The sequence below is a fragment of the Streptomyces sp. NPDC020681 genome (genome assembly GCF_044334895.1).
Lineage (GTDB): Bacteria > Actinomycetota > Actinomycetes > Streptomycetales > Streptomycetaceae > Streptomyces.
Map to the genome: position 1 here is coordinate 593,259 of NZ_JBIRTX010000003.1, position 25,356 is coordinate 618,614.

General features: G+C 63.8%; 20 protein-coding genes, 1 tRNA gene and 5 pseudogenes. 16 read left to right on the top strand and 10 right to left on the bottom strand.

Going from position 1 to position 25,356, the window contains the following annotated elements; translation table 11 throughout:
- Positions 1 to 34: 34 nt before the first annotated feature.
- On the bottom strand, positions 35 to 562 hold the full coding sequence (locus ACH4YL_RS09820) for a hypothetical protein (RefSeq protein WP_398506474.1): 528 nt from the start codon (positions 560 to 562) through the stop codon (positions 35 to 37).
- Between the two features lie 184 nt (positions 563 to 746).
- A pseudogene (locus ACH4YL_RS09825) lies at positions 747 to 1,118 on the bottom strand (GAP family protein); the annotation flags it as partial.
- 539 nt (positions 1,119 to 1,657) lie between these two features.
- Here ACH4YL_RS09825 and ACH4YL_RS09830 point away from each other — a divergent pair.
- Together ACH4YL_RS09830 and ACH4YL_RS09835 are read left to right on the top strand one after the other, a co-directional pair.
- Positions 1,658 to 2,110, top strand: a complete 453-nt coding sequence (locus ACH4YL_RS09830; protein WP_398506475.1) for a hypothetical protein — start codon at positions 1,658 to 1,660, stop codon at positions 2,108 to 2,110.
- A 545-nt stretch (positions 2,111 to 2,655) separates the two neighbouring features.
- Complete coding sequence (locus ACH4YL_RS09835; protein ID WP_398506477.1) at positions 2,656 to 2,880, top strand: hypothetical protein; 225 nt, start codon at positions 2,656 to 2,658, stop codon at positions 2,878 to 2,880.
- Between the two features lie 53 nt (positions 2,881 to 2,933).
- On the opposite strand, the gene ACH4YL_RS09840 is transcribed toward ACH4YL_RS09835, so the two are convergent.
- A complete protein-coding gene (locus tag ACH4YL_RS09840) occupies positions 2,934 to 3,110 on the bottom strand; it encodes a hypothetical protein (protein WP_398506479.1) in 177 nt (58 codons plus the stop codon).
- Positions 3,111 to 3,247: 137 nt separating this feature from the next.
- On the opposite strand from ACH4YL_RS09840, the gene ACH4YL_RS09845 reads away from it, so the two are divergent.
- Entirely contained in the window at positions 3,248 to 3,622 is a 375-nt protein-coding gene (locus ACH4YL_RS09845; protein ID WP_398506481.1) for a VOC family protein, read from the top strand.
- Positions 3,623 to 3,657: 35 nt separating this feature from the next.
- Here ACH4YL_RS09845 and ACH4YL_RS09850 read toward each other — a convergent pair whose 3' ends face one another.
- Positions 3,658 to 3,870 carry a hypothetical protein gene (locus tag ACH4YL_RS09850; RefSeq protein ID WP_398506483.1) on the bottom strand — a complete coding sequence of 71 codons (213 nt, stop codon included), beginning with the start codon at positions 3,868 to 3,870 and terminating at the stop codon, positions 3,658 to 3,660.
- Between the two features lie 88 nt (positions 3,871 to 3,958).
- Positions 3,959 to 4,346 (bottom strand): annotated as a pseudogene (locus tag ACH4YL_RS09855) (transposase); the annotation flags it as partial.
- Positions 4,347 to 6,217: 1,871 nt separating this feature from the next.
- Here ACH4YL_RS09855 and ACH4YL_RS09860 point away from each other — a divergent pair.
- The 3 genes and pseudogenes from ACH4YL_RS09860 to ACH4YL_RS09870 all read left to right on the top strand — a co-directional run.
- Positions 6,218 to 6,673: a hypothetical protein gene (locus ACH4YL_RS09860; protein ID WP_398506485.1), complete on the top strand. Its 456-nt coding sequence runs from the start codon at positions 6,218 to 6,220 to the stop codon at positions 6,671 to 6,673.
- Positions 6,670 to 8,175, top strand: a complete 1,506-nt coding sequence (locus ACH4YL_RS09865; protein WP_398506487.1) for a DNA sulfur modification protein DndB — start codon at positions 6,670 to 6,672, stop codon at positions 8,173 to 8,175. Before ACH4YL_RS09860 ends, ACH4YL_RS09865 begins: the two co-directional genes overlap by 4 nt.
- Before the next feature lie 556 nt (positions 8,176 to 8,731).
- Positions 8,732 to 8,848, top strand: a pseudogene (locus ACH4YL_RS09870) (GNAT family N-acetyltransferase); the annotation flags it as partial.
- Positions 8,849 to 9,935: 1,087 nt separating this feature from the next.
- Here ACH4YL_RS09870 and ACH4YL_RS09875 read toward each other — a convergent pair.
- Positions 9,936 to 10,631 (bottom strand): DUF4326 domain-containing protein, encoded by a 696-nt coding sequence (locus tag ACH4YL_RS09875; RefSeq protein WP_398506489.1) that lies wholly within the window; start codon positions 10,629 to 10,631, stop codon positions 9,936 to 9,938.
- A gap of 1,362 nt (positions 10,632 to 11,993) precedes the next feature.
- Positions 11,994 to 13,358 (bottom strand): hypothetical protein, encoded by a 1,365-nt coding sequence (locus ACH4YL_RS09880; protein WP_398506491.1) that lies wholly within the window; start codon positions 13,356 to 13,358, stop codon positions 11,994 to 11,996.
- A 479-nt stretch (positions 13,359 to 13,837) separates the two neighbouring features.
- On the opposite strand from ACH4YL_RS09880, the gene ACH4YL_RS09885 reads away from it, so the two are divergent.
- Complete coding sequence (locus ACH4YL_RS09885; protein ID WP_398506492.1) at positions 13,838 to 14,488, top strand: hypothetical protein; 651 nt, start codon at positions 13,838 to 13,840, stop codon at positions 14,486 to 14,488.
- A gap of 32 nt (positions 14,489 to 14,520) precedes the next feature.
- On the opposite strand, the gene ACH4YL_RS09890 is transcribed toward ACH4YL_RS09885, so the two are convergent.
- Entirely contained in the window at positions 14,521 to 15,171 is a 651-nt protein-coding gene (locus tag ACH4YL_RS09890) for a YdcF family protein (protein ID WP_398506494.1), read from the bottom strand.
- Positions 15,168 to 15,956: a GntR family transcriptional regulator gene (locus tag ACH4YL_RS09895; RefSeq protein WP_398506495.1), complete on the bottom strand. Its 789-nt coding sequence runs from the start codon at positions 15,954 to 15,956 to the stop codon at positions 15,168 to 15,170. The genes ACH4YL_RS09890 and ACH4YL_RS09895 overlap by 4 nt, the downstream gene beginning before the upstream one ends.
- Before the next feature lie 412 nt (positions 15,957 to 16,368).
- Between ACH4YL_RS09895 and ACH4YL_RS09900 the strand changes: the two genes are divergently transcribed.
- The 5 genes and pseudogenes from ACH4YL_RS09900 to ACH4YL_RS09920 all read left to right on the top strand — a co-directional run bounded on the left by ACH4YL_RS09900 (position 16,369) and on the right by ACH4YL_RS09920 (position 20,439).
- Positions 16,369 to 16,575, top strand: coding sequence for a hypothetical protein (locus ACH4YL_RS09900; protein ID WP_398506497.1), 207 nt, complete (start codon positions 16,369 to 16,371; stop codon positions 16,573 to 16,575).
- Positions 16,572 to 17,423 carry a hypothetical protein gene (locus ACH4YL_RS09905; protein WP_398506499.1) on the top strand — a complete coding sequence of 284 codons (852 nt, stop codon included), beginning with the start codon at positions 16,572 to 16,574 and terminating at the stop codon, positions 17,421 to 17,423. Before ACH4YL_RS09900 ends, ACH4YL_RS09905 begins: the two co-directional genes overlap by 4 nt.
- Positions 17,423 to 17,798 (top strand): annotated as a pseudogene (locus tag ACH4YL_RS09910) (RRQRL motif-containing zinc-binding protein). Before ACH4YL_RS09905 ends, ACH4YL_RS09910 begins: the two are co-directional and overlap by 1 nt.
- A 452-nt stretch (positions 17,799 to 18,250) precedes the next feature.
- Positions 18,251 to 18,655, top strand: a pseudogene (gene rplP / locus ACH4YL_RS09915) (50S ribosomal protein L16); the annotation flags it as partial.
- A gap of 686 nt (positions 18,656 to 19,341) precedes the next feature.
- Complete coding sequence (locus tag ACH4YL_RS09920; RefSeq protein WP_398506501.1) at positions 19,342 to 20,439, top strand: hypothetical protein; 1,098 nt, start codon at positions 19,342 to 19,344, stop codon at positions 20,437 to 20,439.
- A gap of 1,518 nt (positions 20,440 to 21,957) precedes the next feature.
- Here the strand turns inward: ACH4YL_RS09920 and ACH4YL_RS09925 are convergent.
- Positions 21,958 to 22,032: transfer RNA gene (locus ACH4YL_RS09925), tRNA-Val, on the bottom strand.
- Between the two features lie 191 nt (positions 22,033 to 22,223).
- On the opposite strand from ACH4YL_RS09925, the gene ACH4YL_RS09930 reads away from it, so the two are divergent.
- The 4 genes from ACH4YL_RS09930 to ACH4YL_RS09945 all read left to right on the top strand — a co-directional run bounded on the left by ACH4YL_RS09930 (position 22,224) and on the right by ACH4YL_RS09945 (position 25,344).
- Positions 22,224 to 23,033, top strand: coding sequence for a DUF4097 family beta strand repeat-containing protein (locus ACH4YL_RS09930; RefSeq protein WP_398506503.1), 810 nt, complete (start codon positions 22,224 to 22,226; stop codon positions 23,031 to 23,033).
- Positions 23,034 to 23,104: 71 nt separating this feature from the next.
- The gene (locus ACH4YL_RS09935; protein ID WP_398506505.1) at positions 23,105 to 24,469 is read left to right on the top strand and encodes a hypothetical protein; all 1,365 of its coding nucleotides are present in this window, start codon (positions 23,105 to 23,107) and stop codon (positions 24,467 to 24,469) included.
- An 80-nt stretch (positions 24,470 to 24,549) separates the two neighbouring features.
- Positions 24,550 to 25,125, top strand: coding sequence for a DUF4383 domain-containing protein (locus ACH4YL_RS09940; RefSeq protein WP_398506507.1), 576 nt, complete (start codon positions 24,550 to 24,552; stop codon positions 25,123 to 25,125).
- A gap of 9 nt (positions 25,126 to 25,134) precedes the next feature.
- Complete coding sequence (locus ACH4YL_RS09945) at positions 25,135 to 25,344, top strand: zinc ribbon domain-containing protein (RefSeq protein ID WP_398506509.1); 210 nt, start codon at positions 25,135 to 25,137, stop codon at positions 25,342 to 25,344.
- Positions 25,345 to 25,356 lie beyond the last annotated feature (12 nt).

Genomic DNA, 25,356 nt, shown 5'->3' on the forward strand with positions numbered 1-25,356 from the left:
CTGGCCGACGGCGGCGGCTCTGTGCTGTACAGAGTCAGTGAGTGGAAGCCGGGGGCAGGCAACCGGTTTCGGGGTAGTGGCCGTTGACGTCGGCCCACACGCGGTCCTTGCTGACGGCTCCTGTCACGCAGGCGGACTCGCCGATCCAGATGCCGTAGGTGCTGACTTCGGCCTTGTCCGTCCCGGTACCGACCAGCCGCTTCTGCACGGAAAAGCGGGCGGGAGCGGCGAGTTGTGCGAGGACGGGCCGTACCTCTGAAGGGCTGATCCTGCCGAGTCGGCGCAACTCCTCGAGGCTCCGTCCGACCTCGGTGGCCGTCTGCCTGGCCGACTGCTCGTCCTGCGGGCTCATCTCGCCGGCCCGCCGGACCCGGCTGTTGTCGGCGTAGTTCGGTGGCGCGTCGGCCCCTGCCGCGTCCGGGTCGGGGGTGTTGGTGTCGTGCGAGTTGGCGGCGCGGGTGCCGTTGAGGTTGGAGAACACGTCGTCCGCGCTCGTCCCGCAGCCTGCCAGCGTGAGGACGGTGGCTGCGGCGGCGACGGCGATGCGCTTCCGTGTGGTCATGGTGCGATGCTTCCCGGCCGGTACTGGGGCGTCATGAGTACCGGCACTCATCTTCACGATGAACGCAGACCCGCCCGGTCCGGGGAGAAACGGAGAACGCATGCGTCAGGCCAGGGCAGACGGCTCGCGCATGGTGCTCGGCCAGTTCGTGCTAAAGGCCGCTCAAGCTCGTACGGCGTTGCAATTACCCCGCGAGACTGTTGGCGGCAATGGCAATGAAGAACGCGATGACGATCTCATTGACGACCCACGAGTGCGTATTCATCCAGTCGCGAGCCTTCGGCTGGAATTCCTGCCCTCGTTGGCCGAACAGCAGAAGCATGAGCACCGGTAGCGCCAGCAGCAACAGCGTGAGCAGCACGAAAGGAAGCAAGTGCCACCACGGATCGCCGTGGGTTGACAGATAGGTGCCGACGGCCCACGAGGTGAGGATATCGGTCGGGAACACGCCCAGAAGCAGGAAGCCGAGCCTGAATGAGAATCTCGGGCTCGCCGTCTCCAATTTGCCCATCCACTTCGGCGGCTCCGATTGCTTCCGCTTGAGGAATGTGTAGAGCGCAGCAGCGACAAAAGGACCAGGACCACGATGTCAAGCGCGTCGTCCGACGCTCCAGCGTTGGAAATGCCCGAGCCCACGAAGTACGCGACCGTGACGAACCCGGTTATGGACAGGGCCGCACCGGTGATGTAGGCGGCCGAATTGCGGCGCCAGTTCTCGCTCGTCGCAAGGAAGAAGGAAGATGGCACTGAGGATCTGCGGCCCGGCGATCATCACGAACGTCATGGGGAGGATCTTCACCAGGTTCACGACCGGGCCACCCTTCCAAGATCAGTGCACCTTCGCTGCTAACGCTAACTGAGCACACGACGGGCCGCAGAGCCACTCGGCCGAGCGTGGCGCACGTTGAAGCCAGGTCGGTTCAGCGCAATCACCTGGTCATCGCGTTGCGGCCGGGGGCCATGTGAGTGGTTCTCCGTGCACCATTTGCGGGAGTGCATCAGAGAAAATACATTCGATGTGCCCTATCTGACTCTGGATCAGGTGGATTCTGCGGCTCGCCGCAGACGGCCAACCGCGCCAAGGAGGCTTTCGAGGTGTCAACGGATCGGACCATCAATGTACGGTTCTACAACGAGTGGGGTGCGGACATTCAGAACGTCATTCTGAAGTTCAGCGCCTCCAAGAGTGGTGTCGAATCCGACACGTACAAAATCGACTCACTGGAGGACGGGGGCAATGCCGGCCCCTTCCTTCGCCACTACCAGACGGGGTCCGGCTCGGAGAATTTCGACTACTGGTACGTCGAGTTCGAATCCCTGGGCGATCCGAGCGGAAAGTTCTGGTGCAAGAACAACTTCTCCTGCGTGCTGGACCACGACGTCGATAACACTCGGGAAGCCCACTTCTGGATCGGTGGAAAAAAGCAGGAGGCGTACACGGGATTCCCGGAGGACGGTGGCGGCTGGGAAGGCGGATACTCCGGTACCCCGAGTAACGACCCCAAGAGCGACTACACGTGCTACGTCAGCCTGGACGGGCCCGCCTGATCATCGGTGGAAACGTCTTTGTGACGGCCCGCCCCTCTTCGGGCGGGCCGTTTCGAGGACCTTTCGGACGGGACCATGCGATCGCCGCTCACGTCGATGAGCAGATCAAGAGATGGCACGACGCCACTCCCTCGCCGCGACGACGCAGGAACGATCAAGGCCCAGGCTCCCGGTTCAGTACCGGTGACCTGGGCCTTTGTCGTGCTTCCTGCTGGTGGGCGCGGACGGTTTCGAACTGCCGACATCTGCTTTGTAAGCCTGGCGCCGATCACTGAGCGGACGTGTGCGTGCATGGGCTGGGCGCGCCATGAGGTGCAACCCCGGCAGACGTGCGCAGGGCTGTGTGACCGGTCCGGAAGACGCCGTTCGGATCACCTGACGCGGCCCTTCAGGTGATGGTCGAGTGCCTCATGAGCCAAACAGCCGATGCAGGGGTATGACGCCTCAGCAGAATTCAAACCCTGACCCCCACGAGGAGCCCGGTGATGTACGCAGCAGTCCGGCGGTACGAAGGAGTGACAGATCCGGCTGAGGCGGGACGCCGCGTGAACGAGGGGTTCGTGCCGCTGATGCGCCAGGTTTCAGGCTTCGTGGCCTACTACTGGGTCGATGCCGGGGACGGAGTGATGGTCTCGACCAGCGTCTTCCAGGACCGGGCCGGTGCCGCGGAATCGGTCTCGAAGGCGGCGGACTTCGTGCGAGACAACCTTGCATCGCTGCTCCCCAACCCTCCCCAGGTCATGGCCGGGGAAGTTTTGGCTTCCTCGTGAAAACGGTCGAAGCAGCCGAATGAGATGGCCTCTGAGTTCTGGAACGCAACACCTCACAGGTCGACCCGAGACACGACGGCCTCCGCGTCCCCGGCATCTCCGCGACGGAGGACGACGTACGCCGGCCGGAACGGAAGCTCGCGCAGAGCCGGTTCCATCACCTTGAAGAGGGCATCGGCGTCCGGACCGTACGAATACAGCACAGCGTCCGTCGGGCACGCCAGGGGCACGGAGTCACTCTTAGTTCCGTGCCGCGCTCAGGGCTCAGGCGATGAATGTCCAGTCACCCTCAGCGGGCAGTTCCTGCCCGTTTTCGGCGGAGTTCCAGGTCGCGGAGTTTGCAAGCTGATCACTATGGTGTGACGCCATGCCCCCGCAGATGAAGCTGACGGCGATAACACTCGACTGCCCCGACCCTGAGGCGCTGGCCGCGTTCTATCGGCAGGCCACCGGGCTTGGGCTCCACCCCAAATCCAACGGTGACTTCGCTGGACTCAACTGCGACGACGGGCTCTTCATCGGTTTCCAGCGGGTCGATGACTATCAGGCTCCGTGCTGGCCCAACCAGACCGTGCCGCAACAAATCCACCTCGACTTCGCGGTCGACGACCTCGACGAGGCTGAGGCCCTGCTGCTGGAGTTGGGCGCGGCCAAGCCGGAGTACCAACCGGGTGGCGACAGGTGGCGGGTCTTCACTGACCCAGCCGGGCATCCTTTCTGCCTGACCAGAGCGAAGATCTAAGTGCCCACGAGGTCGGCGGAGTCTTGATGACCGAGTCAACCCTTCGGAGTGCCGGTCCCTTCTTCCCATCCCCACTCGTGACGGCAGTCGGCGCAGGTGAGGTAGGTGCGCGGCGACTCTGACGTGCTGTGTGCGATGCGGAAGAGCTCGTGCTCGTCGGTGGTGGTGGGGACGATCACGGTCAGGACGCGGTTCGTCGCTGCGCCGCAGCGAGGACACGGCGTGGGCGGATGAGTGCGTGGCCGCATGCATCATCTCCTCAGTCGGCCGATCGCCAAGGTAGTCAACTCCGGTATGCACCAGAGGATCGGGAGGAACGTTGGCTTCACGCCCGGGTCAGGCCGCTGTGGTTATCGCTGTCCGTGTTGGCGGTGCGGTGGTGAAGGGGCGGTTGTCGCGGAGCGGGGCCCAGAGGATGTCGACGCGGCGGCGGGCGAGGGCGATGACGGCGGGGATGTGTTTGTGGCCCTCGGCTCGTTTCTTGAGGTAGTAGGTGCGGTTGGGGCCGTCGCGGATGATGCTGGTCTGGGCGGAGAGGTAGAAGACGCGGCGCAGGCGGCGGCTGTAGCGCTTTGGCCGGTGCAGGTTGCCGGTGCGGCGTCCGGAGTCCTTGGCGACGGGGACCAGGGCCGGCGGCGGACGCTAGGTGGCCGGCGTCGGGGTAGCCCGCCAGGTCGCCCGCGGCGACGAGGAACTCGGCTCCCAGGATGTGGCCCCGATGTGGCCTCCATCTGGCACGCAACTGGCACGAGACCCCTCCCGGGTTCTCGGCAGTGGAACGATCAAGGCCCAGGCTCCCGGTTCAGTACCGGTGACCTGGGCCTTTGTCGTGCTTCCTGCTGGTGGGCGCGGACGGTTTCGAACCGCCGACATCTGCTTTGTAAGTTCGACCGGCTGACCACGCCGCCTGCTCTTCGAGCCGGCAACACGGGCCCGGCAGACCGCGGGAGGGCGCAGATGATTGCGCTCGTGCGTCCATGTTGCCGTCAACTACTGCCGTCGCCGCAGTGCCAAGCACGCCCCTTCTCCCCCGCCGGTCCACACCTCCGAGCCGCCGCAGCGCCATTCGACCGCCGAGGGACGGGATGTGAACCCACGACCTCTTCGTCCCGAGTAAGGTCCGGGCAAGATCTACGCCTTTTTGGCAGCGCGTTGGTGCAGGTCAGATCTTTGGTATGAGTTGGTCTGTCGAGGTGCCCGGGAGGCGCCGGGCGAAGATCTTCTCCCAGAATTTTCCCAGCATCGAGGCGCCCACAGGCGGAGTGCCGGGTGTCTGAGCCGCCCTTACGCATCAGCCTGGCCGGCCAAGTCGCTGAGAGCATGCTTCGCCCTGTGCATACGGCTCCGGAGGGGGCTTCTGGCTCACGGGAAGACGCAGGTCACAGGATCTGAGGGCGCCTATTGAGATCGCCCTGTCCACAGGGAGTCCATGGCCTGACGCTGGAAGTCAGGTCAGGCCGTGGGACGTAGCACCCGTCACGAGGTCACAGCAGGAACCAGTAGTTCCCGCCCGCGATACCGACGGCAGCGGCCAGGAACACGAGGAAGGCGGGCGAGACCTACGGAGACACGGACAAGTTGAAGTGCCTCCCGACCGTCACGCGCAGGTGCCGGGGGCGCCCCCGCGGGTTGAGTATCGGAGCTGGCCGCGCCATCCTGGGGCCCGTCAGCAGGCATGTGATGCTGGTGGTTCATGGCTAACCCCCTTTGTGATGGGGCGTCGCTGCACTCGCGGCCTAGGAGCCTGATGGCGGCGACGCCCCCGCTCACCCCTGCTGCTTGTGCAGAAGAGGACAAAAAGGCCCCACCGTGGCATGCCACGGTGGGGCCCCTCAACGCTACTGAGACGCTAGCCAGTTACCGTGAAGTAGGTCAACTCCGCCTGCGGAGCGGCCTGTTCGGGGAGCTCCCCACGCAGCTTGGGCCCGCTCGACTGACGGACGGGACCTTCGGCATGCCTCGTCTGAACCTCTACCGACGACAGTCAGCCACGATGGCGGGTCACCCGACTGTACTGGCGCGCGTGTGCCTCGCTGCACCTCCAGCGGCCCAAGCCGCGCTGTCAGCCGTCGACCAGAGCAAGGTCCGACTGCCCAAACGCATCGCTGGCACCTTGCACGATGACCTCTTCGTCCCCAATGGCATCCCGGCTTCTTCCTCACCTGTGGTGATCAACGAAGTCCCTGGTCAGAGTTTCGGGTTTCGTTGGAAGGGCTTGGGAGTCGGAGGTCGTACTGAAGCACCCCAGACCCAACACGGCCCCGGCCCTCACCGGCGTGAGGCTGTCGCAGGACCTCAGTCGCGATCGGTACCGACACCCTCCACGCTCTGATGAGTCTGGTCGCCGCGGGACGGAACGGAGGCCCGCGGCATCTGCGGAGGGTGGAGTACCGGGCGCAGTACATCACGCAGGCTGCCGGTATAGGGCCAGCCGTGCGTGCACGCAGCCGTCTCGGCGGCGCATGCCCGCATCTCCGAGATGCACTTGCAGACTGACGAGGTATCAATTAGCCTCTCCAAGGCAAGAGTTGGCGGAAGCGAGAGTTGGACCCAATGACGCGAGATCGGGTAGTGCTGCATGAGCGCGAGTGCAGAGTGCGGGATTACTACGCTTCGGAACTGGCCCAGCACCGTCCAGGCGAGTTACTTATCGCCCGGGAGAACAGTTACGACGGCACGGCCGTGCGCGCAGATATGCGCACGATTGATCGGAGCAACGTCACTCGCCTGTGGGAGTTCAAGATCAGTGCGAGTTACGAGGCGCTTGGGCAGATCCAGGTCTACGTGGCCATGGCGCGCCGGGCTGAGGAAGCCGCCGGCAGTGGCTGTTTGATCCGTGGCGTCATCGCTGCGTTCAATTTTCAACCTGAGCTCGTCTACACCGTTGAAAGGTTGAACCTTTCCATCGAGCTAGTCGAGCTGCCGCCCGTCCTTGCCCACGCAGGTGCCATCCCGACCTTTGTAGAACCCACATCGATTCCCGTGATTCCAGGCCAGTCCGGGCTGCTCGCCTCGACGGGCGCCGAGCCCTACCAGCAGGAGACGCCATGAGTACGCCCTTCATCAGCCAGCAGAAGCTGATCAACACCGACGACATCCCCGAGGACGCGAAATACGGGGGTCTGCGCATCCTGCGTGTCAGCTCCGACGCGGAAGCGCGAGACAACTTCGAGCAGCATCGCTACCGCTTCCAGCATGAGAGGGAGAAGCGGCACGCTATCCGCGGCACGCTGTGCCTAAAAGGTGCGACGGAGGGATACCGCATCTGCGTCACAGTCCATCCCAGCCTGCAGCAGTTTACGGACCTCGTGAGGTATAACCCTTCCGATCCGCCACGCACTGTCGACTACGAGGCCAACGGCATGAGGGCTGCCCACATCAAGACGCAGAGCGACTTCAAGGGCGCAAAGGCCAGCAACCGTGGTGACTTCAGTCGGTACATCTTGGAGGCCGTTCGCGGTGAGCGGGTTGCATACCTTCCCACCGTCACCGGTTGGCAGTCGGTTGAGGAGTTTGAGGAGGACCCTCAGCCCATTTTCGTCGCGTTCGATGAAGCAAACCCGGCGGCCATCTACGGCGAGATCTACCTGCCCAAGCGACCCATCATGCAGGCCGACGGACAGACCCAGACTGCTGCACTGTTCGAAGCAGCGCAGAATCGTCTCGCTCTCCAGAGCGGTGCACTTGACACCTTCTTCGTGACACTTGAGGTCGAACTAAAGGTTGACGTCGATGCGGCGGCCCAGAGTTTCGCAGATCGCAATGGCCGCGGCACGAAGAAGAACACCAACTTGGTGGCGACCTTCGACACCTCGTCCGCCCTGGCCAAGCTGCGCAACCAGGCAGTCAAGGGCACCATCTTCGAGAACCGCGTCGCCGATGGCCGCAGTACGGGAGCCACGCTCACCGCGGTCCAGAATATCGTCGACGCATCGACGCTCGAGCAGATACTGCTCAATGTGATCTCCCACGGCAACCGCAAGCGCGAGCACATCAAGCACCACCACATCGAGGCGGTGCTGCCGTACTGCCGCGAGTTCCTGCAAACGTTGGAAGGCCAATTCGGCGACGCCTGGAGCGACACCAAGCAGGCCGACACCTACCGACGGCTGTACGTCCATGGATGGGCATTCGCCCTCAAGGCCCTTGCATTGGCCTACAACCAGGTGCGGCGCGACAAACTCGGGCCGATCATGGACGCGATGCAGAAGGAGACTGCAACCGGAGACGACACGACTGAGCAGTTGGTGAAGAGGTTCACCGAAATCATCGCGGAACAGTCGGTGCCTGCTCCGGCGGTGTCCTTTGACGAGTTCAAGCAGCGTCTGGCTGCCATCGACTGGCGGCGTGACCGCCGCCACTGGATTCGGATCACAGGTTGCCTGCAGGAGAAAAACGGCACCAAGAAGACGGTGAAGCTGAAGAGCACTGGGGAGACCGTCGTCGCAGCGGCAGCCTCGAACACGCCGGCGCACATCGGCAAGGTCGAGAACAAGATCCTGTCCGACACCTGGACCGAACTCACTCGCCGCGAATCCGAGCCCATGCACTAGGCACCCACGCCCCGGTCGGCACTGATCTAGTGGCCGTCGGCCCTTAGCCCGCAGCCTTGCTGTACCAGAGGGCCGGCGCCGCGGATCACCCCTTGGATCGGCTGGTGGGGCCCGCCAGGAACAGCCTCACACCCCTGGGGCCGCGGAGAAGCAGCTGCAGCCTTCGACCGGTTCGTTCCGTTCGGCAGTATGCAGGGGCTCATGACTACTCCTTCAGGGGCAGTCGCATTCGACCCACTTCTGCCCACAGATGCTGCATGTCACGTCGGCCGTCCTCGGACAGACAACGTGCTCGTACCGCTCGTACCGCCCGACGCTGTAGGTCTGAATGTCTTGGCCAGCCTCGATCGGGTCGGTACAGCGGGGGCAGGTGCTGTCGTACTTCGCGACGAAACTCACTTCGACTTCCTTCCTCGGCGCTCTCTCGGCAGCGCGCTTGGCCGCTCGGCGTTCGACGCACCTGCCGTGAGCCCCCACGCAGCACAGGTTCCGACGAACGTAACACCCCACGAGTCGCCGATCTTCATGAACAGGAAACTACCTAACCAGCTCCTAGCGGGTCGTTTATGCCGGCGTGGTCGAGCATTCGGTGTACGTCCAATCCGAGGCTCGCGGCCGAGGAGTTGGCCCGGCCCTCCTGGAGGCCCTGATCAAGTTCACCGAGCTAGCCGGTGGTTGACGCTGGCATTCGGCAAGCGGGCTCGAGGGGCACGCTGATCTGTCAGCACTCGGACCTCAAGCGGCACCAGGAAGTCGCGAGCGGCTGAGCCAGCCCGTGCGGGCGGCCGGCAGAAGGGCGAGCAGAAGCCTTCCGGTGGGGACCTGGTGCAATGTGCTTAGCCCGGTCCGGACAGCGACAAAGGCCAGGGTCTATGACCTGGGCCTTCTGCATGGAGCGGGTGACGGGAATCGAACCCGCGCTCTGAGCTTGGGAATCTTGATCAGGCACTCGGTTGGAGCGTTTGACCTGGACGACGATGGATGGCCGACGTGTTCCAAGGCGCATCGGACACCAGCGTTACCCCTCGTTGACCGCCACAGATGGTGCGAAGGTGGTGCGCCAGCCATCTGCTTGACTGAGTCCCAGCGCCGAAGGCCAGAGACGAGGCCGTGCCGCAGTCTGTACTTGCTTCCCACACGGCATGCCAGCGTTGCGCGGGTGCCTGTGAACGGCAGGCGCCCACTCTCCGGGACCGAACGGGGCCTAAAGGAGACCAGCCCTCTGAAGGGCGTCAGAATCAGGGCCGTGGGGGAAACAGTGGCCGTCTTCCAGGCTCTTGAGCATAAGTACGCCGTCCACCTTGTCTGCGTGAAACGTCGACCAAGTACGACACTTGGGACAGACCTCAGTGGTGAGGAATGGCCGGAGAAGGTACAGGCGGTGGTCTCGGTCGGCCAGGTAGAGGCTGCCCGTCTCCACGGCACTGATCGGGTGCGACATTGTTGATGTGGGTACCACTGGGTGATCGCCCATGAGCCGTCGGAAGCTGAGGGAGGCTTCGTTGCGGAAGGCGTCCCAGGCGTACGCATCCCTCCGGGTCTCGCGTCGCCATTGTTTATGGCTGGTGTTCGCGGTGCGTGTGTTGAGTCGGATGGCGACGCCCCATCCGACTGCATTGGTGGCTATAGCAAAGCCGGGGGCGATGAGGGCAGCAATCACGGGCGGCTGCAAGAATTCTCCCTGTTCGACAATGAGCCGGTTCAGGCATGTCTGCCGGCTACCGGCCGGTCAGGTCATGCTTCTGTGATGTTGGGTAAGTTCAGGAATCGATGCCCAGGTTCAGATGGGCGCTGGTGAAACCGTGTTCGGGTACAGCAGTCTCATCAAGCTGCATCACTCCGCGCGCCAGGGCGATCGCCACCGCGTGCGCCGGATCACGGGCACCCAGCGCCCAACACACCGCCCGCAGCACCGAGTGCACAGTGGCCGGCTTGATGGACAGGTGCTCCGCAATCTGGTCGTCGGTGCGGCCATTCACCGCCAGGGCAAGGATTTCCCGCTGCCGGCGATTCGGCTCGGCCGTCGGTCCGGTCCCCTGGGAAAGCCTGTCGTGGGCTGCCTTCGCTGCCGACTGACCTGCGATTTCCAACAACACTGCTGCGTGGCAGTGGTCTGGCTCGCCTTCAGGAGGCAACGGGCACCAGCACATGAGGTCCCGGCCAGCGAGGACAGCCCGTGCCTGGGGCTTGAGGTCGACGACGAAGCCCATCCAGGCGCGGAACCAGGTGGTGGCTGTCTCCCGGTCCCTGCACTTTTCGACGCGCAGCCCATTGCCGTGTTCGGCGGGCTTTCGAGACGTCGGCACGGGAGAGGACATCTCGGTGCTGGTGAGCCACGCGTAGGTCTGGCCGACGATGAATGGATTGCCCCAGCGGGTGCCGCGGCCGACGTACACAGCTCCGGCAGGTGCGCGCCAGCCTTTGGTGTGGCTGCGCTGGATACGAGCGGGGCTCATCGGGAGTCTCCTCAGGCGGGGTCTGTCGCGGTCGCAGGGTCTTCTCCCCCGGAATATGAGCCGCCAGCAGGCTCCAATGACGCGCACACCTCAGCCCAGATTTCCGCAGCAGAGATTGACCGCAGAGACACCGTCTCTGTGTAGCCGTCGTACGCAAGGCCGTTGTCCAAGACAGCTGGCCAGCCGCGAACCCGCCACGACTCGACCGCGGCCTTCTCCACAGCCCGAGCGTCACGCCCGAGCTGGAAGTTCAGCCTCTTTAGGACGGTCCACCCGTTACGGCCGTGTTCGTACAAGCGGCTGTTCTTCGGGGTGTTCTCGCAGATTCCGATCTTGGCGGCGGCGAGGGTCGACTTGATGACCAGGTACAGCAGCGCTGGTCGGTGGGGTTTAAATCCATGCTCAGCGCACCTAGCGCAGGGTCCACCGCTGAAGCGGGCGTTCAGGGACGGGTCACAGAAGTGCCCGTGGGCCAGGCAATGGCCTGGCCATCTCGTGGTGTCGTTCTTGTAGGGGATCTCAGGGTCGGGTTCATAGCCCCATGCGCGAGCAAGCCGCCGTGCCTTCTCATCGGGAAAACGAGCCTTGCCGCCGCAGTGCTCGCAACTGCCTTGGCCTGAGCGAACGTTGTCCATTCGGGGTCTGACGACCTGCCAGCACCGAAGACACCAGGCGCGAACTGGCTGCCTCACTTCGTGGATGATCTCCATCGGTAGGACGCGCCCACGGGTGATCATGTCTGCCCGACGCTCGTATGCCCGACGCCTCTTGCGGCACTCGCCACAGCCAGCACCGCCATACACCGGGTTGCGGATGTAGCTGAGGTACACCTTGAACGGCTTCTCGTGGCCGGGGCAACGCTTGTCAAGGCACGTGACCAGCCATGGAATCGACGTGCGCCCTGGGTAGGGCTCTGCCGGCTCGCAGCCGGCTTCATTGAGTTCCGCCGTTGCCTCAATGTGAGCGATCTTAGGTCGTCTTGTCACACTGGCAATCATGCTGAAGTCCACTGACAGCGATGGTGAGTTGCTGTCTCGTGTTCGCTGCAGTGCCCAGAGCGGCCAGCCAAGACGCCCAGCGCCACTGCTCCCTTGACCTGGACGTACGAGCCCCGACCGGCCTCCAAAGTTGAACCCTGGCCGCAGGATGGCCGAACGCACCCGTAGGCGACCTCTTCGTCCCGAATAAGGTCCGAGCTTGATCCGCACCAGGTGATCAAAGAGTCGTCGCAGGTCGGCCCTTCGCTACCCCTTGGTGTGACGAGGTGCCTGGAAAGGGTCTGGGAGAAGATCTTCTCCCAGACTTCTCCCACGGCCCACCGGTATGCGGTGGCGTTTGCCCGCGCCCGTGTCCTTGCTCGGCTCAGGGCTGTGGCTTCACGTTGAGGACCCGCATCGCCAACACCGATCCGTCCGGATGTACTGAGACGGGGCCCCGCCATCTGGAGTCCCAGGTGTCGAGAGGCCAAGTGGCGCGGCGAGCGTAGACCTCACTGTGGTACTGCTCGACCCGGCCTGCTTCGAGGTGATGGAAGAGATCCTCAGCTACCCCAGAGAACGCCTCAACACGTGTCCTGTTCAGCCGGAACACGTGGTCTGTGCCGACAAACGAAATGCCGAGGAGCTTCTGTCGCGCGTCTTGGACGCTGCCTGCCGCTGCGTGCGCAAATCCCGTGAAGTGGCTCTGACCTTGCCTCTTGGTCAGGTACTGGACCGTCGCGGCCCCGTCGCCAGCGAAGGCTGTCAGCCCAGCAGCGGCAGTGCGTGCGAGCACGTGTTGGAACCATTCGTGACGGTCAGGCTGGATGTGGAAGCCGGGTTCGGTCGGCGAAGCCTTGTCCCCCACGGACGGCGGCTGGATGCCCGGATAGATGTTCTGGTCTTCGATCTGGTGGTCCAGGTTCCTGCCGGCGGGTCCGGTGGGCTTGTTCAACCAGCCGCCTTTGCCATCTGATTGCGCGGCATGGACGGTGAGCGGTCCGTCCACGGGAAGTTCCGTACTGAACAACAGGCTTGGTGTTTCGTTCCACGGCCCGATGTGTACAGCCTCTACATGGGCTGAGGCAGAAGCGAGCTGGTCATGTGAGGTGGCGGCGTTGCTGTGGTTACCCTTGCACTCGATCGGGAAGACCCGTGACGACTCTCCGGGCTTCCAGACTTCGGCGAAGAACCGCGGGCGGTACCGATAGCCAGACCGGGGTCCTTTGTCCCTACTGGTCAGGGCCCAGCCCGCCCGTAGCGTTGTGTCTGCAGGGACGACTGACACGACGTGCTGCGGGTAGCGCAGACTCAAGACCTGCTTGGCTAGCGCTAGAGCGAAGCCGATCCCGAGTTCCCCGGACTGAAGCGCCTTGTAGTGCTCTGCCGTTTCTCGTCCCTCGGCTGACAGCCTCACGTATGCGTCTGAGCTGCCGGTCAGTGCTTGGCTGTACTTCAAGCTGCCCCAGTGCTCCGCAAGGCCCCGCCCTGCCCCTCGCCGCGCCAGAGCGCTGGCTCGGCCGAGTGCGTGCAGTACGTGCCAGGGAGTCAGCTGGAACGAGCCGAGTTCCTCAACGGGTATGGGCTGCAGGTCCGATTTCCGGCGTAGCGCGTCGAGTTCCTTCTCCTCGCGCTTCTTGTCATCCTCCGCTGCTGCTGCAGCCACGCTTCCAACCAGTGCCAGGTCTGAGCGAACGGCGACATTCGACGGCAGCGCGAGATCCCTTAGTACGTCCACAACTGGCTTCAACCTGCATCCCCCTACAGTTCTCGCCGAGTGCTACAGATGGCGCAACCTAGGGGGAGAGCCAGGGACGCGTACAAGTACGCATCGGCGCACATGAATCGCGGCATCCTTCTCAGCAGTGAGCACTGAGGTGGCGGCTCGCAACCTGGGCCAGCATGGAGGGCCTGGCGTTTTCCCCGGATCCCCCCTCACAAGACCCAGGCTGACCTACGCATTACGAGTTGTCCGATCTTGTTCCGGGGGCGTCCACGGACGCCCGCCAGAGAAGCTTCATCGCAGGTCAGCGGCCTCAGTGGACTTCACGGTATAGAGGTGGACGTCCATGGAACAGGGGTCCTCTGAGACCGCAACTGAGACCGGAGCGGCCGAGGGCCCACTCCCCGTTCTCCGATCACGTCTGTCAGATCGCCAGGGCACGGCACGGCCGCACGAGGTACGCTGATCCGTTCTGCACGACCCAAATCGGTTGACTAGGAGTTAAGTTGGCCATCGCGGACATGGTTCGGCAACTGGACGAGCTGATCGCCAAGTCTGATTCGCTTATGGAGAGCGCGGGCTGGGACGCCGGTACAAACAAGGCGTGGGAGGCGTCAGGAGTTTTGGCCAATCGTCTGGAGGCTGCCGTGACACGCCTCACCACGGATGGATCGGTCTACAAGCAACAACTGGACAGACGCCAAGGCCTGAGCGCCCACTCCCGGCTGAGGCACGACTACACCGTGGCCAAATCTCTTCGGGACGACCTCAAAGCTGGGTGGACGGAGACGGTTGTCGAGCTGGTGCACGCCGACACGTACGGCGACTACTTGGAAATGGCCGAGGCCCTCCTGGCCAAGGGCTACAAGGATGCTGCCGCCGTCATCACAGGCACTTCCCTCGAAGTTCACGTGCGAGCCCTCTGCTCGAAGAACGGCGTAGCTAGAGCAGTGGCCGGCAAGCCCAAGAAGGCTGACACCATGAACGCCGACCTCAAGAAGGCTAGCGCCTACGACGGCTTGCAACAGAAGCAGGTCACCGCCTGGCTGGACCTGCGCAACAAGGCTGCGCACGGCGACTACGCCGACTACGACCATTCCCAGGTACGGCTCTTCGTTGATGGCGTGCGCGCCTTCATGATGAAGTACCCGGCATAGCCCCCCAGGGACAGCGAGAGAGAGGGCCCCGTTCACTTGGGCATGAGGCGGCTTGTGAACCCTGCATTACACAGTCGTTCGTAGGCCGCCTGAACGTCGTTCGGCACGTCCTGAGCGATTGTAAAGCCGCGCTCTGGATAGAGCAGTAGGCGCTGTTGGGCGCCTACCAGCATGTCCAGCACGAGCCGGGCCTCCTGGATGGAGTCGACGTACTCTCGGAGCGTCATGGACGCAGACGCACTGACGATGTCGACGTCCGACCACAGCTTCCGCGCGGTCGCGTACGCTCGCCGCTCCTCGTACGGCTTGCTCACCAGCAACACCGACGAGACGTCCACCCCGCGCTCAGCGAGCAGGGCGCGGGAGAACTGGATATTCTCGCCGGTGTTTCGGGCGTTCGGCTCAACCAACACCGCAGCCGCCGCAACACCCAGCTCTAGCGCCCGCTCCCGGTAGTGCTCCGCCTCGCCTTTCGGCATCCGATCGCGCGTCGTGCGGCTGGTGGAACCGGTGAAGACGATGAGCGGGAACATGCCGCGCCGGTACAGGTCAACCGTCGCATCGGCCACACCGAGGTCGTGGCTGCCAAGCCCGATGCCGACCGAGCAGGGGCGCGGCTCGTGCCCCATCTGCTGGAATTCCCAGAGCCGTTGAGCGTCTGCCCATGCCTGCGCCGAGATCACTTCGCCGCTCCCTGCGCGGAGTCCGGCACCTTGAAGTCGTACGACCACGCAAACCGGGTTGCCGCGTGGACTCCGATCGCGAACTCCACCACGGTGCCGTCTGCGGTGTACGTCGTGCGGTGCAGCTCGACAACCCACTCGCCGGGGGCGAGCTGGAGCTGCGCGGCCTCATCCGGAGTGGCCACCCGAGCGCGGAGCTCCTCCCGCATGTGATCGATCTCGTATCCCGCGTCGTAGAGCACCCGGAAGCCACCGCCCATGCCGGCAGGACCGGGCGTCGGGTCGACGATGCGCGTGCCTTCGACATGCTCGCGCCGGTAGTAGCTGGTCAGGCTGTGCGTGGGCTGGTCGCCCTCCTTCACCAGGCGGGCGCGCGCGTACACCTCAGCGCCTTCAGACAGTCCGTGCGCCTGGGCGACGACCAGCGGCGCCTGGACCAGGCTGACTGACTGAGTCTGCTCGCCGCGCTTGTACGCGCGCCCCGAGGCAACCCGGTCCGCAATGAACGCGACCTCGTCGCCGTCGCGCCACTTCACCTTGTCGTACCGGGCGATACCGAGGCGCTTGAGCGGTGCCTGCTCGCGCACGACCGTGCCGTGTCCTCGGGATGAGGTGACCAGCCCCTCAGCCTCCAGCGCCTTGTAGGCCGCGTGGACGGTGGACTTCGATCCCTCACCAGCCTCCACAAGGTCTCGGATGTGCGGAAGCTGCTGGCCAGGGGCGTACTCGCCGCTCCTGATGCGTTCGGCCAGCTTCTCCGCCAGTTCCCGCCACTTCGGTGCCACGCGAACTCCTCTCGACAGGGTCAAGTCAAACACAGTCCCAGGACTGTTGACAGTCCTGGGACTGTGCGCCACAGTCTTCTCAAGCGCTCCGCAGTCCTAGGACAGCGGGGGCGGGAGGGGCTTCTTTGGGCTGCTCTCGACGCCCGGAGGGCCGTGAAACGGCTCGATGGAAGCGACTGCTTCCTGAGAACTCAACAGTGAGGTCACCGCCTCCTCAGAAAGGCGGTCGGCGCGGCTCTCGTCCGCGCAGTGCAAGTACGCAGCCCTGTGCTGCCCAGGCATCCCCGGGCCCGTTGGTCCGGGGGTGGTGGGGAGCGTTGGGAGTTCTTCCCAGCTTCAAACGGCGGGCGGCCCCGGGCTCGAACACCGGGGCCGCTGTTTGGGCCGTTCCGCCTTGAGAGGAGTACGACCCATGAGAGGCGAGAGCGAGATGGAGCGGGCCGCGCGACTGGACGCGGCCCGCGACATCCTCAGCGCGTATCCGGAGCTGCCGGACACGGTGAGCCAGGTCGCCGCGGAGGCGATCGAGACCTTCGCCCCGGAGCTCCTCAACGTGGCTGTGCTGCCGCAGCCTGCGCCGCGCCGCCGGGCGCGTACGGGGAAGCGGGCTGCGGCGTGAAGCGGCCGGCTCCGCCGGGCGAGCAGATCGCCGCACTGCTCCGGCTCCAGGTGCGCCTTACGCGGGTGCTGGTGGCCATCGCGGTGGTGGCACTCGCGTTCACCGCGACGAACGTGACGCTCTTCGCGATCACTCATCACATCTCGGTGTGGATCGCGTGGCTGCTCGATCCGATGGTCGCGGTCGCCCTCGGCACCGTGCTGATCGTTGACGGGCTGCTGTCGCAGCACGGTGTGCACCCCTCGGGGTGGGCGACCGCGCTGCGCTGGTTCGCCGGTCTGGGCACGTGGCTGATGAACTGCTGGGCGGCACTGTGGCCGGCGGGCACGGCGTTCGGCGTCCCCCGTGATGTCGACCCGGCGGGGCTGGTGCTGCACTCGATTCCGCCCGTGCTGTTGATCGTTCTCGCCGAGGCGATCACCCACTACCGGCGCGCGATCCTGGCCCGGATCGCCGAACTGACCCTGCTGGTGGACACGGTGGACAGCACCCCCATCCACCACCCGTCCACCCCGGCATCCACCCCCACCCCGATCGAGCGACCGAGCGTCGCTCAGGAATCGGCACCCGCGGTAAAGCGGCCGGTCATCTGCGGTGGAAGCGCTGTGTTCCCCCTCACTGTCCCCCCGGCGTCCACCCCAGACCCGGATGTGCTGCAGGGCGGGCACCGGCTGAGCACGGAGGAGGCCGCGGAGGTCATCCGGGAGTGCTTCGAGGCGGGCGACACGATCGCGGAAGCGGCGGTGAAGTCCACCCGTTCCACCTCCTACGTCCACAAGGTCTATGGACGCCTGGCCAACCCTGAGGAGCCAGGGCCGCGCCTGATGGCGGTGGGCGGTGAGGGCTGATGCCGCCCTCCCACAGCCAGTGCTACGACCCCACCGGCCAGGTTCACGGGATACCGACCTACCCGTGGCGGCTGGCCCCGGACGGCATGGCGACCCGTCGGCAGCTGCGGGCGCGGGGGCTGAGTCCGGGTGGGCAGCCGATCGCGGCTCAGTTGCTTCGGCCCCGCAGACGGCGCGGACCGCTGACGGCCTACCTCTACCGGATCGACTGTGCCAGGCCGGTGCGGCCGATGACGACAGCCATGTGGGCCGCGCATGCCAAGGCGATGGCGGCCCGCCGCAGGCCCCAAGTGCAAAGCGGATGCGGGCTACTGCATCCCCACCTCGCTCGGCATGTGCGTGTCCTGCGCCTATCCCGCCGTGCCAGCCGCCTGAACTCGACTACCAGGTCGGCCTCGTCCGCCTCGGCGGCGGCTTCCAGGGCCTGCAGGTAGCGGGCGAAGCGCCGGTGCTCGGCGGGCTCCTCGTCGGCGTGGCGGCCGGTCATGGACTCCTCATGCCCGATGTCCTCAACTACATGGACGCAGACCTCATATGACGTCTTCGCTGGGCGGACCTCGACGTAGCTGACGCCGAGCCGGCTAGGGGACCGACCGGGCCGAGGAACTGTTCCTCGGACCGACCCTGCGTCAGGGCCCCCAATAACGAAAGCCCCTGTCAGGTAACGCACCCTGCAAACCCTACCCAGCGCATCTGGCCTGCGGTGTCGGACAAGCTGGAGAGCGCCGACCATAGCGCTCAACGAGCATCATGGGTCCTTGTGAGCCACAATTGCAGCAAGTCTCCGGGTCTTCACAATCGGTGATCAGGATCGAAGGGCTGCCACCGTGCTTATCCCTCGAAGAGTAAAGCATCGCAAGCAGCATCGGCCCAAGCGCCGGGGCAGTGCCAAGGGCGGCACCGAGCTTGCTTTCGGAGAGTACGGGATCCAAGCTCTGGCGCCAGGTTACGTGACTAACCGGCAAATTGAGGCAGCGCGTGTAGCAATGACCCGTCATATTCGGCGTGGGGGGAAAGTGTGGGTAAACATTTTCCCAGACCAGCCTCTCACCAAGAAGCCGGCCGAAACCCGAATGGGCTCTGGCAAAGGATCACCAGAGTGGTGGGTCGCGAACGTCAAACCGGGCCGCGTGATGTTCGAACTGTCTTTTCCGAACGAGAAGGTCGCGCGTGAAGCGCTCACGCGGGCGGTACACAAACTCCCGATAAGATGCCGAGTAATCCAGCGGGAAAATCTTGAACAAGGGCAAGGGCTGCGAAAGGATACGAGTGATTTCTCTCGTGCCAGTAATGGCGATACGCTTTCCCCAGGAAACCGATGGAGAGTCGTAGCTAGGCTTGTCCCACCCCACTATCCATTGCAAGTGGGCGCTGAGTTCAACGTAGACTTTCAACTGTACCCGGCGTACAGCCTTCAGCACGATGAGATTTCACGTCAGCCGACGGACTTCGAATCTCCCGAAATTTACGTTGCATTGCTTGCCGACAAAGCTAACGTTCGACCAGGTGGCTATCGCCTACATCTTTCGCGAAACTTTGGCAGCCGAAGAATAAGCTTCTCTGTAGTCCCAGGCGAACGAGGAGAACTCACTCTAACGTTCCGCGTTCACCTATACCAAGAGGGCTCGTTGCTGCAAATGCTCCAAACCACGCTTGCAGTTGAAAGGGAGGATGACGGATGAGCAACAGGCGAGCATCCGAGCCTCGGCAACTTGCCCTCGAATCTATTGTCTTGCGAAACCCTGACCAGGTCCTCAATGAAAAGCGGCACGCCCCAAGGGGGCCTGTTGGGACTTTGGTATTTGATTACAAGAGACATGACAGGCTAGAGCAGTGCTCCTACGAAGTATGGGGATGCAGTTCGATTTTCGAAGACGAGGGCATAACGCGCCGACCCGGGACTCTGCATGCAGATCAAATGAAAATGCTCGGGCATATTCGAGAACTTAGGAAAACTTGGGTAGATAACACTTTCAAGTATGAGGTGGAAACGCCAGATGGCATCTCGCTGCCATTCCAGGAAAAGTACGACTTGTCGAATGAACATGAGGATCTCACCTCAGATGTCCGAATCAATCTCGCAAAGGCGGGTTATAAGCTCTTCAATCTAATATTCTCCCCTAGAGACAATGGCCTCAAGGATATTCGAAGAGTTCTCATTAAAGCCCTCCGTAGCGAGTGCTGCGTATTGCATTTCGATTCACAAGATCTCTATGCTCCATGGACTATGCTCTACGTTCCCCCTGGCTCTGATGACGACATTCGAGATCCGAAGTTTGATTGGCCACTAGAGGGATTCTTGGGATACCGCCATTGGATCCAACATCAGCTTCATGATGGTGATCTGGAGACGAAGCTCCCTCTTCGGGCTGGCAATCGGATGGACGTAGGACTCAATGTAGACACGCGCATTGACATCGGCAAATCTGAGGAAAATAAACTTGTGGGTCCTCTTGAGAAATTCGTTCAAGGTTTGACATCGGCAAATCCTACGAAACGGTCCACCAAGCCTGATCTAGAGAAGGCGATAGCTTTCGGCGAGTGCGATGACCACTTCATGTGCTTTTGTTGTCACGCCGTTGTCAGCGACGTGGGAGCGGACCCGGAGATGCATCATGCGCGGATGGAATTGAGTGATGGCATAGAGATTAATACCGGGGATTTCGAGACCTGGCTTTCTTCACGTCAATTGCCAAACTCGGTGGTGTTTGTTGATGCCTGCCAAGGTGGGCAAATGGAGTCAATGTTCTATAGGTCGTTTGGTCGCACTATGCTTCAAAATGGCGCTAACTGCCTGATAGGACCCCAGCTGGATCTCCCCACCTCGTTTGCTTATCAGTACACAACGCGCTTTTTGGAGAAATTTATTGTCCCGCAAACATGCATTGGGGACATTACCCGTGAACTGGCAAGGGAGTTTGCAGATCGCCACTCTAACCCATTGGGCTTGATGTTCACTATCTATAGAGGATTGGACACTCGATGTGTAGAAGGTGCTGATGGGTATGAGAAATAGACTGCCAGACGGAAGGGACTATGGAAAGTTCACGCTCCTTGATCTTAATGAGAGCGGACAGTTCATCTATCCGAGGACAGGTGAGCCTGTAACTCCAGATCGTGTGCCTGCCTTCTTGAGGGAACATCTTAGCATTTCTAAGAGTGTCACCGATATATTTCTATGGGTGCATGGCTGGCAGAATGACCCCAGCAGAGCTTTGCGCTCATCTAGGCGACTGTTTGCTGCAATCGATGCTCTTTATTCGGCGCAGCCGAAAATGTACCCTCAACTCGATGGCTTCAAGTCGATGAATATTGCCGTACGCTGGCCTTCGGTAAGCAACCCACTTCCATGGGGGTACAGGAAGATACGCAATCGCGCGCACGAAATGACTACACATGGGTTCGCGGAATTTTCGCTGGCTCACCTTCTTGGCTACCTTGATAGTCAGAGAAGGGTGCCCGGTGGTAAATCTGACGGCAAATTCATGCTGCGGACCTCAGGCGGTCAATACCTTCATTGCGTGGGACATTCCTTTGGAGGCAGGTTTCTCTCGGAGGCAATATCCGCTTCACCGTTCCCCAATTCTCCCATGCTTCCTTTGTTGCCGCCGAACAAGCAATTTCGCTATACAGTAGACAACTTCATCGTTTATCAGATGGCTGCACGCAGGAGATCCTTCACTGACGCATTTCGCAATTTGCTTGATCGGGGTCCACTTCAAGGGCCAGTTTGTCTGACCTTCTCTCCAAAAGACCGGGCCTGCCGAACCTGGCACAGATTTACAGAGCGCGGTCATTCTGCTGTTGGCTCACGTGGAGCCATAGGTCCAGCGGGGGATACGAAAACTACGCCATTGCTTGCCGTGGATAAAGCCTACGACCCGCGGAATCTTTCCTCCGCACTTGTAAATATAGATGCGGGCTGGCTATATAGGCGTGGTCGATTTACCCGTCCGGAGGGTGCGCATTCAGATATTTGGTATCCAGAATCGATTCACCTGCTGCTAGCGCTGGCGAACTATGCGCGTTAGCAGGCTCCCTCCCCTGGATGTCTCGAAGATTGGCGCTACGCGCCACCGAGGGCTAGGACCTGGTGGCTGGCCTACTGCGAGGGTGAACGTGACTACAAGTTTGCCGGCGACGAGGCACGCAACGCCATGGGCTGAAAGACTCTTTGGACCGTGAGGCCTTCGCGTTAATCGAGTAGGTCGGCGTAGCGGCAGTCGCTGCGTAAAGCCGTGGAGCCGACCGCCCCAGCCACGACGTACCCATCTGACGTTAGGCGGCTGAGTGCTGTGAGCGCGGCACGGGCGCCGGCCGGGCTGGAGCGGGGCGGAGACTGGAGCGCAGGCCCGGCCGGGCGCCCAGGCTGCGCGCGAGGAGCGGCGCGAGCCGCCTTGGTCGAGTAGGGAAACTTCTACCGCAGCCGGTACGTAGCCAGTTCTAGCTACGCTCGCCAGCGCAGCCTCACCGACTGCCGTCAACTACTACCGTCAACGCCCTCCGCAGCGGTCGCTGCGGAGGGCGTTTTCACTGGTGGGCGCGGACGGTTTCGAACCGCCGACATCTGCTTTGTAAGAGCAGCGCTCTACCCCTGAGCTACGCACCCGTGGATGAAGGAACAGCGTACATGGCAGACCGGTCCGCCCCGCAAACCCGTTCCCGGGGCCGGACCGCGAGGGGGGCTAGCCCCACCTCGGACACGGTAGGCCGCCGGATCGCTCGGGTACCCCGCCCGCTCATAGCTTGAGGGCACATCGGCGGCGCTCAGCGCCGAATTCAGCAGGGGGAATGATCACCATGGGCACACTCACCACCGGCACCACCGGCACCACCGGCACCCGCGTCACCCGCGGAACCCGCGCGCTCGTCGTCGGCGGCAGCGGACTCCTCGTGTTCGCGCTCGCCGGGTGCGGTGCCGATGCCGATGCCAAGAGCGCGCCCGTGGAGAGCAAGTCGTTTCCCCTCTCCGGCAAGACCCTCACCATCGACACCGACGACTCCGCCATCGAGCTCGTGGCCGCCGATGTGCCGGGCGTACAGGTGACCCGGCAGGTCGACGGGTGGGTGTTCATGGGGAACGGGCCCGATCCGTCCTGGAAGATGGCGGACGGGAAGCTCACCCTCCGGCTCAAGTGCTCGGCCGTCGCCAGCGATTGCGAGGCGCGGCACACCGTGAAAGTGCCGCGGGATGTCGCCGTGACCGTCGACAACGACAACGGCGGTGTCACCGCCACCGGGTTCCGGACCGCGCTGAAGATCCGGTCCGACAACGGCTCGGTGACCGTACGGGACGCCAGCGGGCCGCTCACGCTCGACAGTGACAACGGGAAGGTCGTCACCGAGCGGGTCAGCGCGAAGTCCGTGAGCGTGCGGTCGGAGAACGGGAGCGTACGGATCGGGCTCACCGCCGTGCCGGAGCGGGTCGAGACCGTCAGTGACAACGGCGGGATCACCATTGAGCTGCCGCGCGCGGGGGCTCCGTACGCCGTCACCGCCAAGAGCGACAACGGTGATGTGGACGTCGACGTGCCGACCGACCAGGACAGCGCTCATGTTGTGACCGCGCGGAGCGACAACGGCAAGGTGACTGTGCGAAGCGCGAACTAAACGACCCGTGTGTTCGTCACTACCTGGTGGGAGAATGAACCCGGCAGGGCGACACAGCACGGGAGAGGGATGTGACGGCGACACACGCGCAGCCGCACGCAAAAGCGAAAGCGAGTGCCGTCCGCGATGTCCTCGCGCTGGTGTTGCTGCCGGTCCCGTTGATCGTCGCCGCGCTTCCGGCTGCCTTCGCCGGCGGGGGTACGCGGCGCTGGGGCCGCGGGCGCGGTGAGAGCCAGCGGGCCGACGCGCAGGCCGCGAAGGACGCCGCTGCCGCTGCCTTCTACGAGCTGGACACCGCCCAGCGCGATCTGCGCATCTCGATCGAGACGATCACGGCCGTCGACAGCTCGCCCGGCGCCCGGCGTGTCGTGGACGACTTCGCCGCGCTGGGGCAGCGCATCGACGAGGTGAGTCATCGCTACATCACGGCTGTCGACGCGCACGATCTCGACCGGCACGATCTTGAGGCCTCCGTCGCCTCGGAGGCGCGCGGTGATCTGATCCGCGCAAAGGACGAGCTCGTACGGGTCAAGGTCGATCTCGACCGGTTCGCGGACGGGCTCGGGCCGCTGCTCGACAAGGCCGGGGCCCAGCTCGCGCGGCTCGCGCCGGCCGTGGAGCGGGCGCGACAGGCGCTCCTTTCCGCGAGCAATGCTCTCGATTCGGTGCGGGGCTCCGGTCTGCGAGCGGATGATCTGGCGGCCCGCCTCGCCGCCCTCGGTCCCGAGCTGACCATGCTCAACCAGGGCGCCGGGCGGCACGGCGTCGCCGAGACCCTCCAGCGCGCCGACCGGGTGCTGCGCGACGCCGAAGCCGTACGGGCCGAGGCCGAGCGGCTGCCCGAGCGCGCCGCCGAGATCGACAAGCGCCTGGTGTCGCTGCGTACCCGCGCACAGGCCCTGACCAACCGCGCCGGAACCGTCGAGCCCGTCCTCAGCGAGCTGCGACGCCGCTTCGTTGCCGCCTGCTGGCAGGATCTGCAGCCCGTCCCCGAACAGGCCGCGATCAGCGTCCGGCAGGCCGAGGAGAAGCTCCACGAGGCGGTCAAGGCCCGCGACGAGCAGCGCTGGGCCGATGCGACGGCCCTGCTCAGCACCGTGCGCGCGCTGCTGAACGCCACAGACGAGGCGGTCTCCGCCGCCGGCGACCGGCTCCAGCGGCTCAATGCCGTGGAGAAGGATCCGCAGCACGAGATCGACCGCACGCGGTTCGCCATCCGCGACGCACAGCGTCTCGCCATGGCCGGCCGCAACACCCCGGACCCGCGTCACGCCCGTCCGCTGGACGACTCGGTCGCCCGGCTGGAGCGGGCCGTCGCCGGGCTCGAAGGGCGCCACCCCGACTTCTGGCACTTTCTGATGGAGACAGAGGCCGTGCGCAGGACCGTCGCCCGTGTCGTCGAGCAGATCCGCGAAGACCGCGGCGCGGGGGCCTGAATTTCCGCGGATGATTTGTAGCCGGGGCTCCTCGGGCGGATCCTGTAGTGGTACGAGGTACGTACCCAAGGAGGCCGGACATGGCCGCACACGTACTGCACCAGAAGAAGTCGAACCGCATCATCGACGAACATCTGCCCGTCGACCACCGGCTCAGCCGGATCTACCGCATCGGCGCGGGTCTGACCGGCCTGGTACTGCTCGCCTTCGGCATTCTCGGGCTGATCGACAAGGTCGGGTACTTCGACACGAACGGTGACACCGTCGCCGGTCTGAACACGAACGGCACGCTGAGTGTGCTCTCCATCTGCGTGGGCGTGCTGCTGTTCGTCGGCATGGTCATCGGCGGCAACTTCGCATCGACCCTGAACATGGTGCTCGGCATCCTGTTCATCGCCAGCGGCTTCATCAATCTCGGCCTGCTGGACACCGACTTCAACCCGCTCGCCTTCCAGATCCAGAACGTGATGTTCAGCTTCGTGGTCGGCATCATGCTCATGGTCTTCGGGATGTACGGACGGGTCAGTTCGACGCTCCCGCACGACAATCCGTACTGGAAGGCCCGCCACCCGGATCGGGTCGCACAGACCCAGGCGCGGGCGAGTACACAGACCCGGACGCCGACTCAGGAGCCAGGGCGGGAGACCCGGCAGTAACCTGTGGCCATGCCCCGTTACGAATACCGCTGCCGCAGCTGCGGCGACACCTTCGAAGTGAACCGGCCGATGGCCCGGTCCGCCGACCCGGCGAGCTGCCCCGAAGGCCACGAGGACACCGTCAAGCTGCTCTCGGCCGTCGCCGTCGGCGGCACGAAGTCCGCGCCCGCACCGAGTGCCGGCGGTGGCGGCTGCTGCGGCGGTGGCTGCTGCAGCTGACGTCCCGGGCCT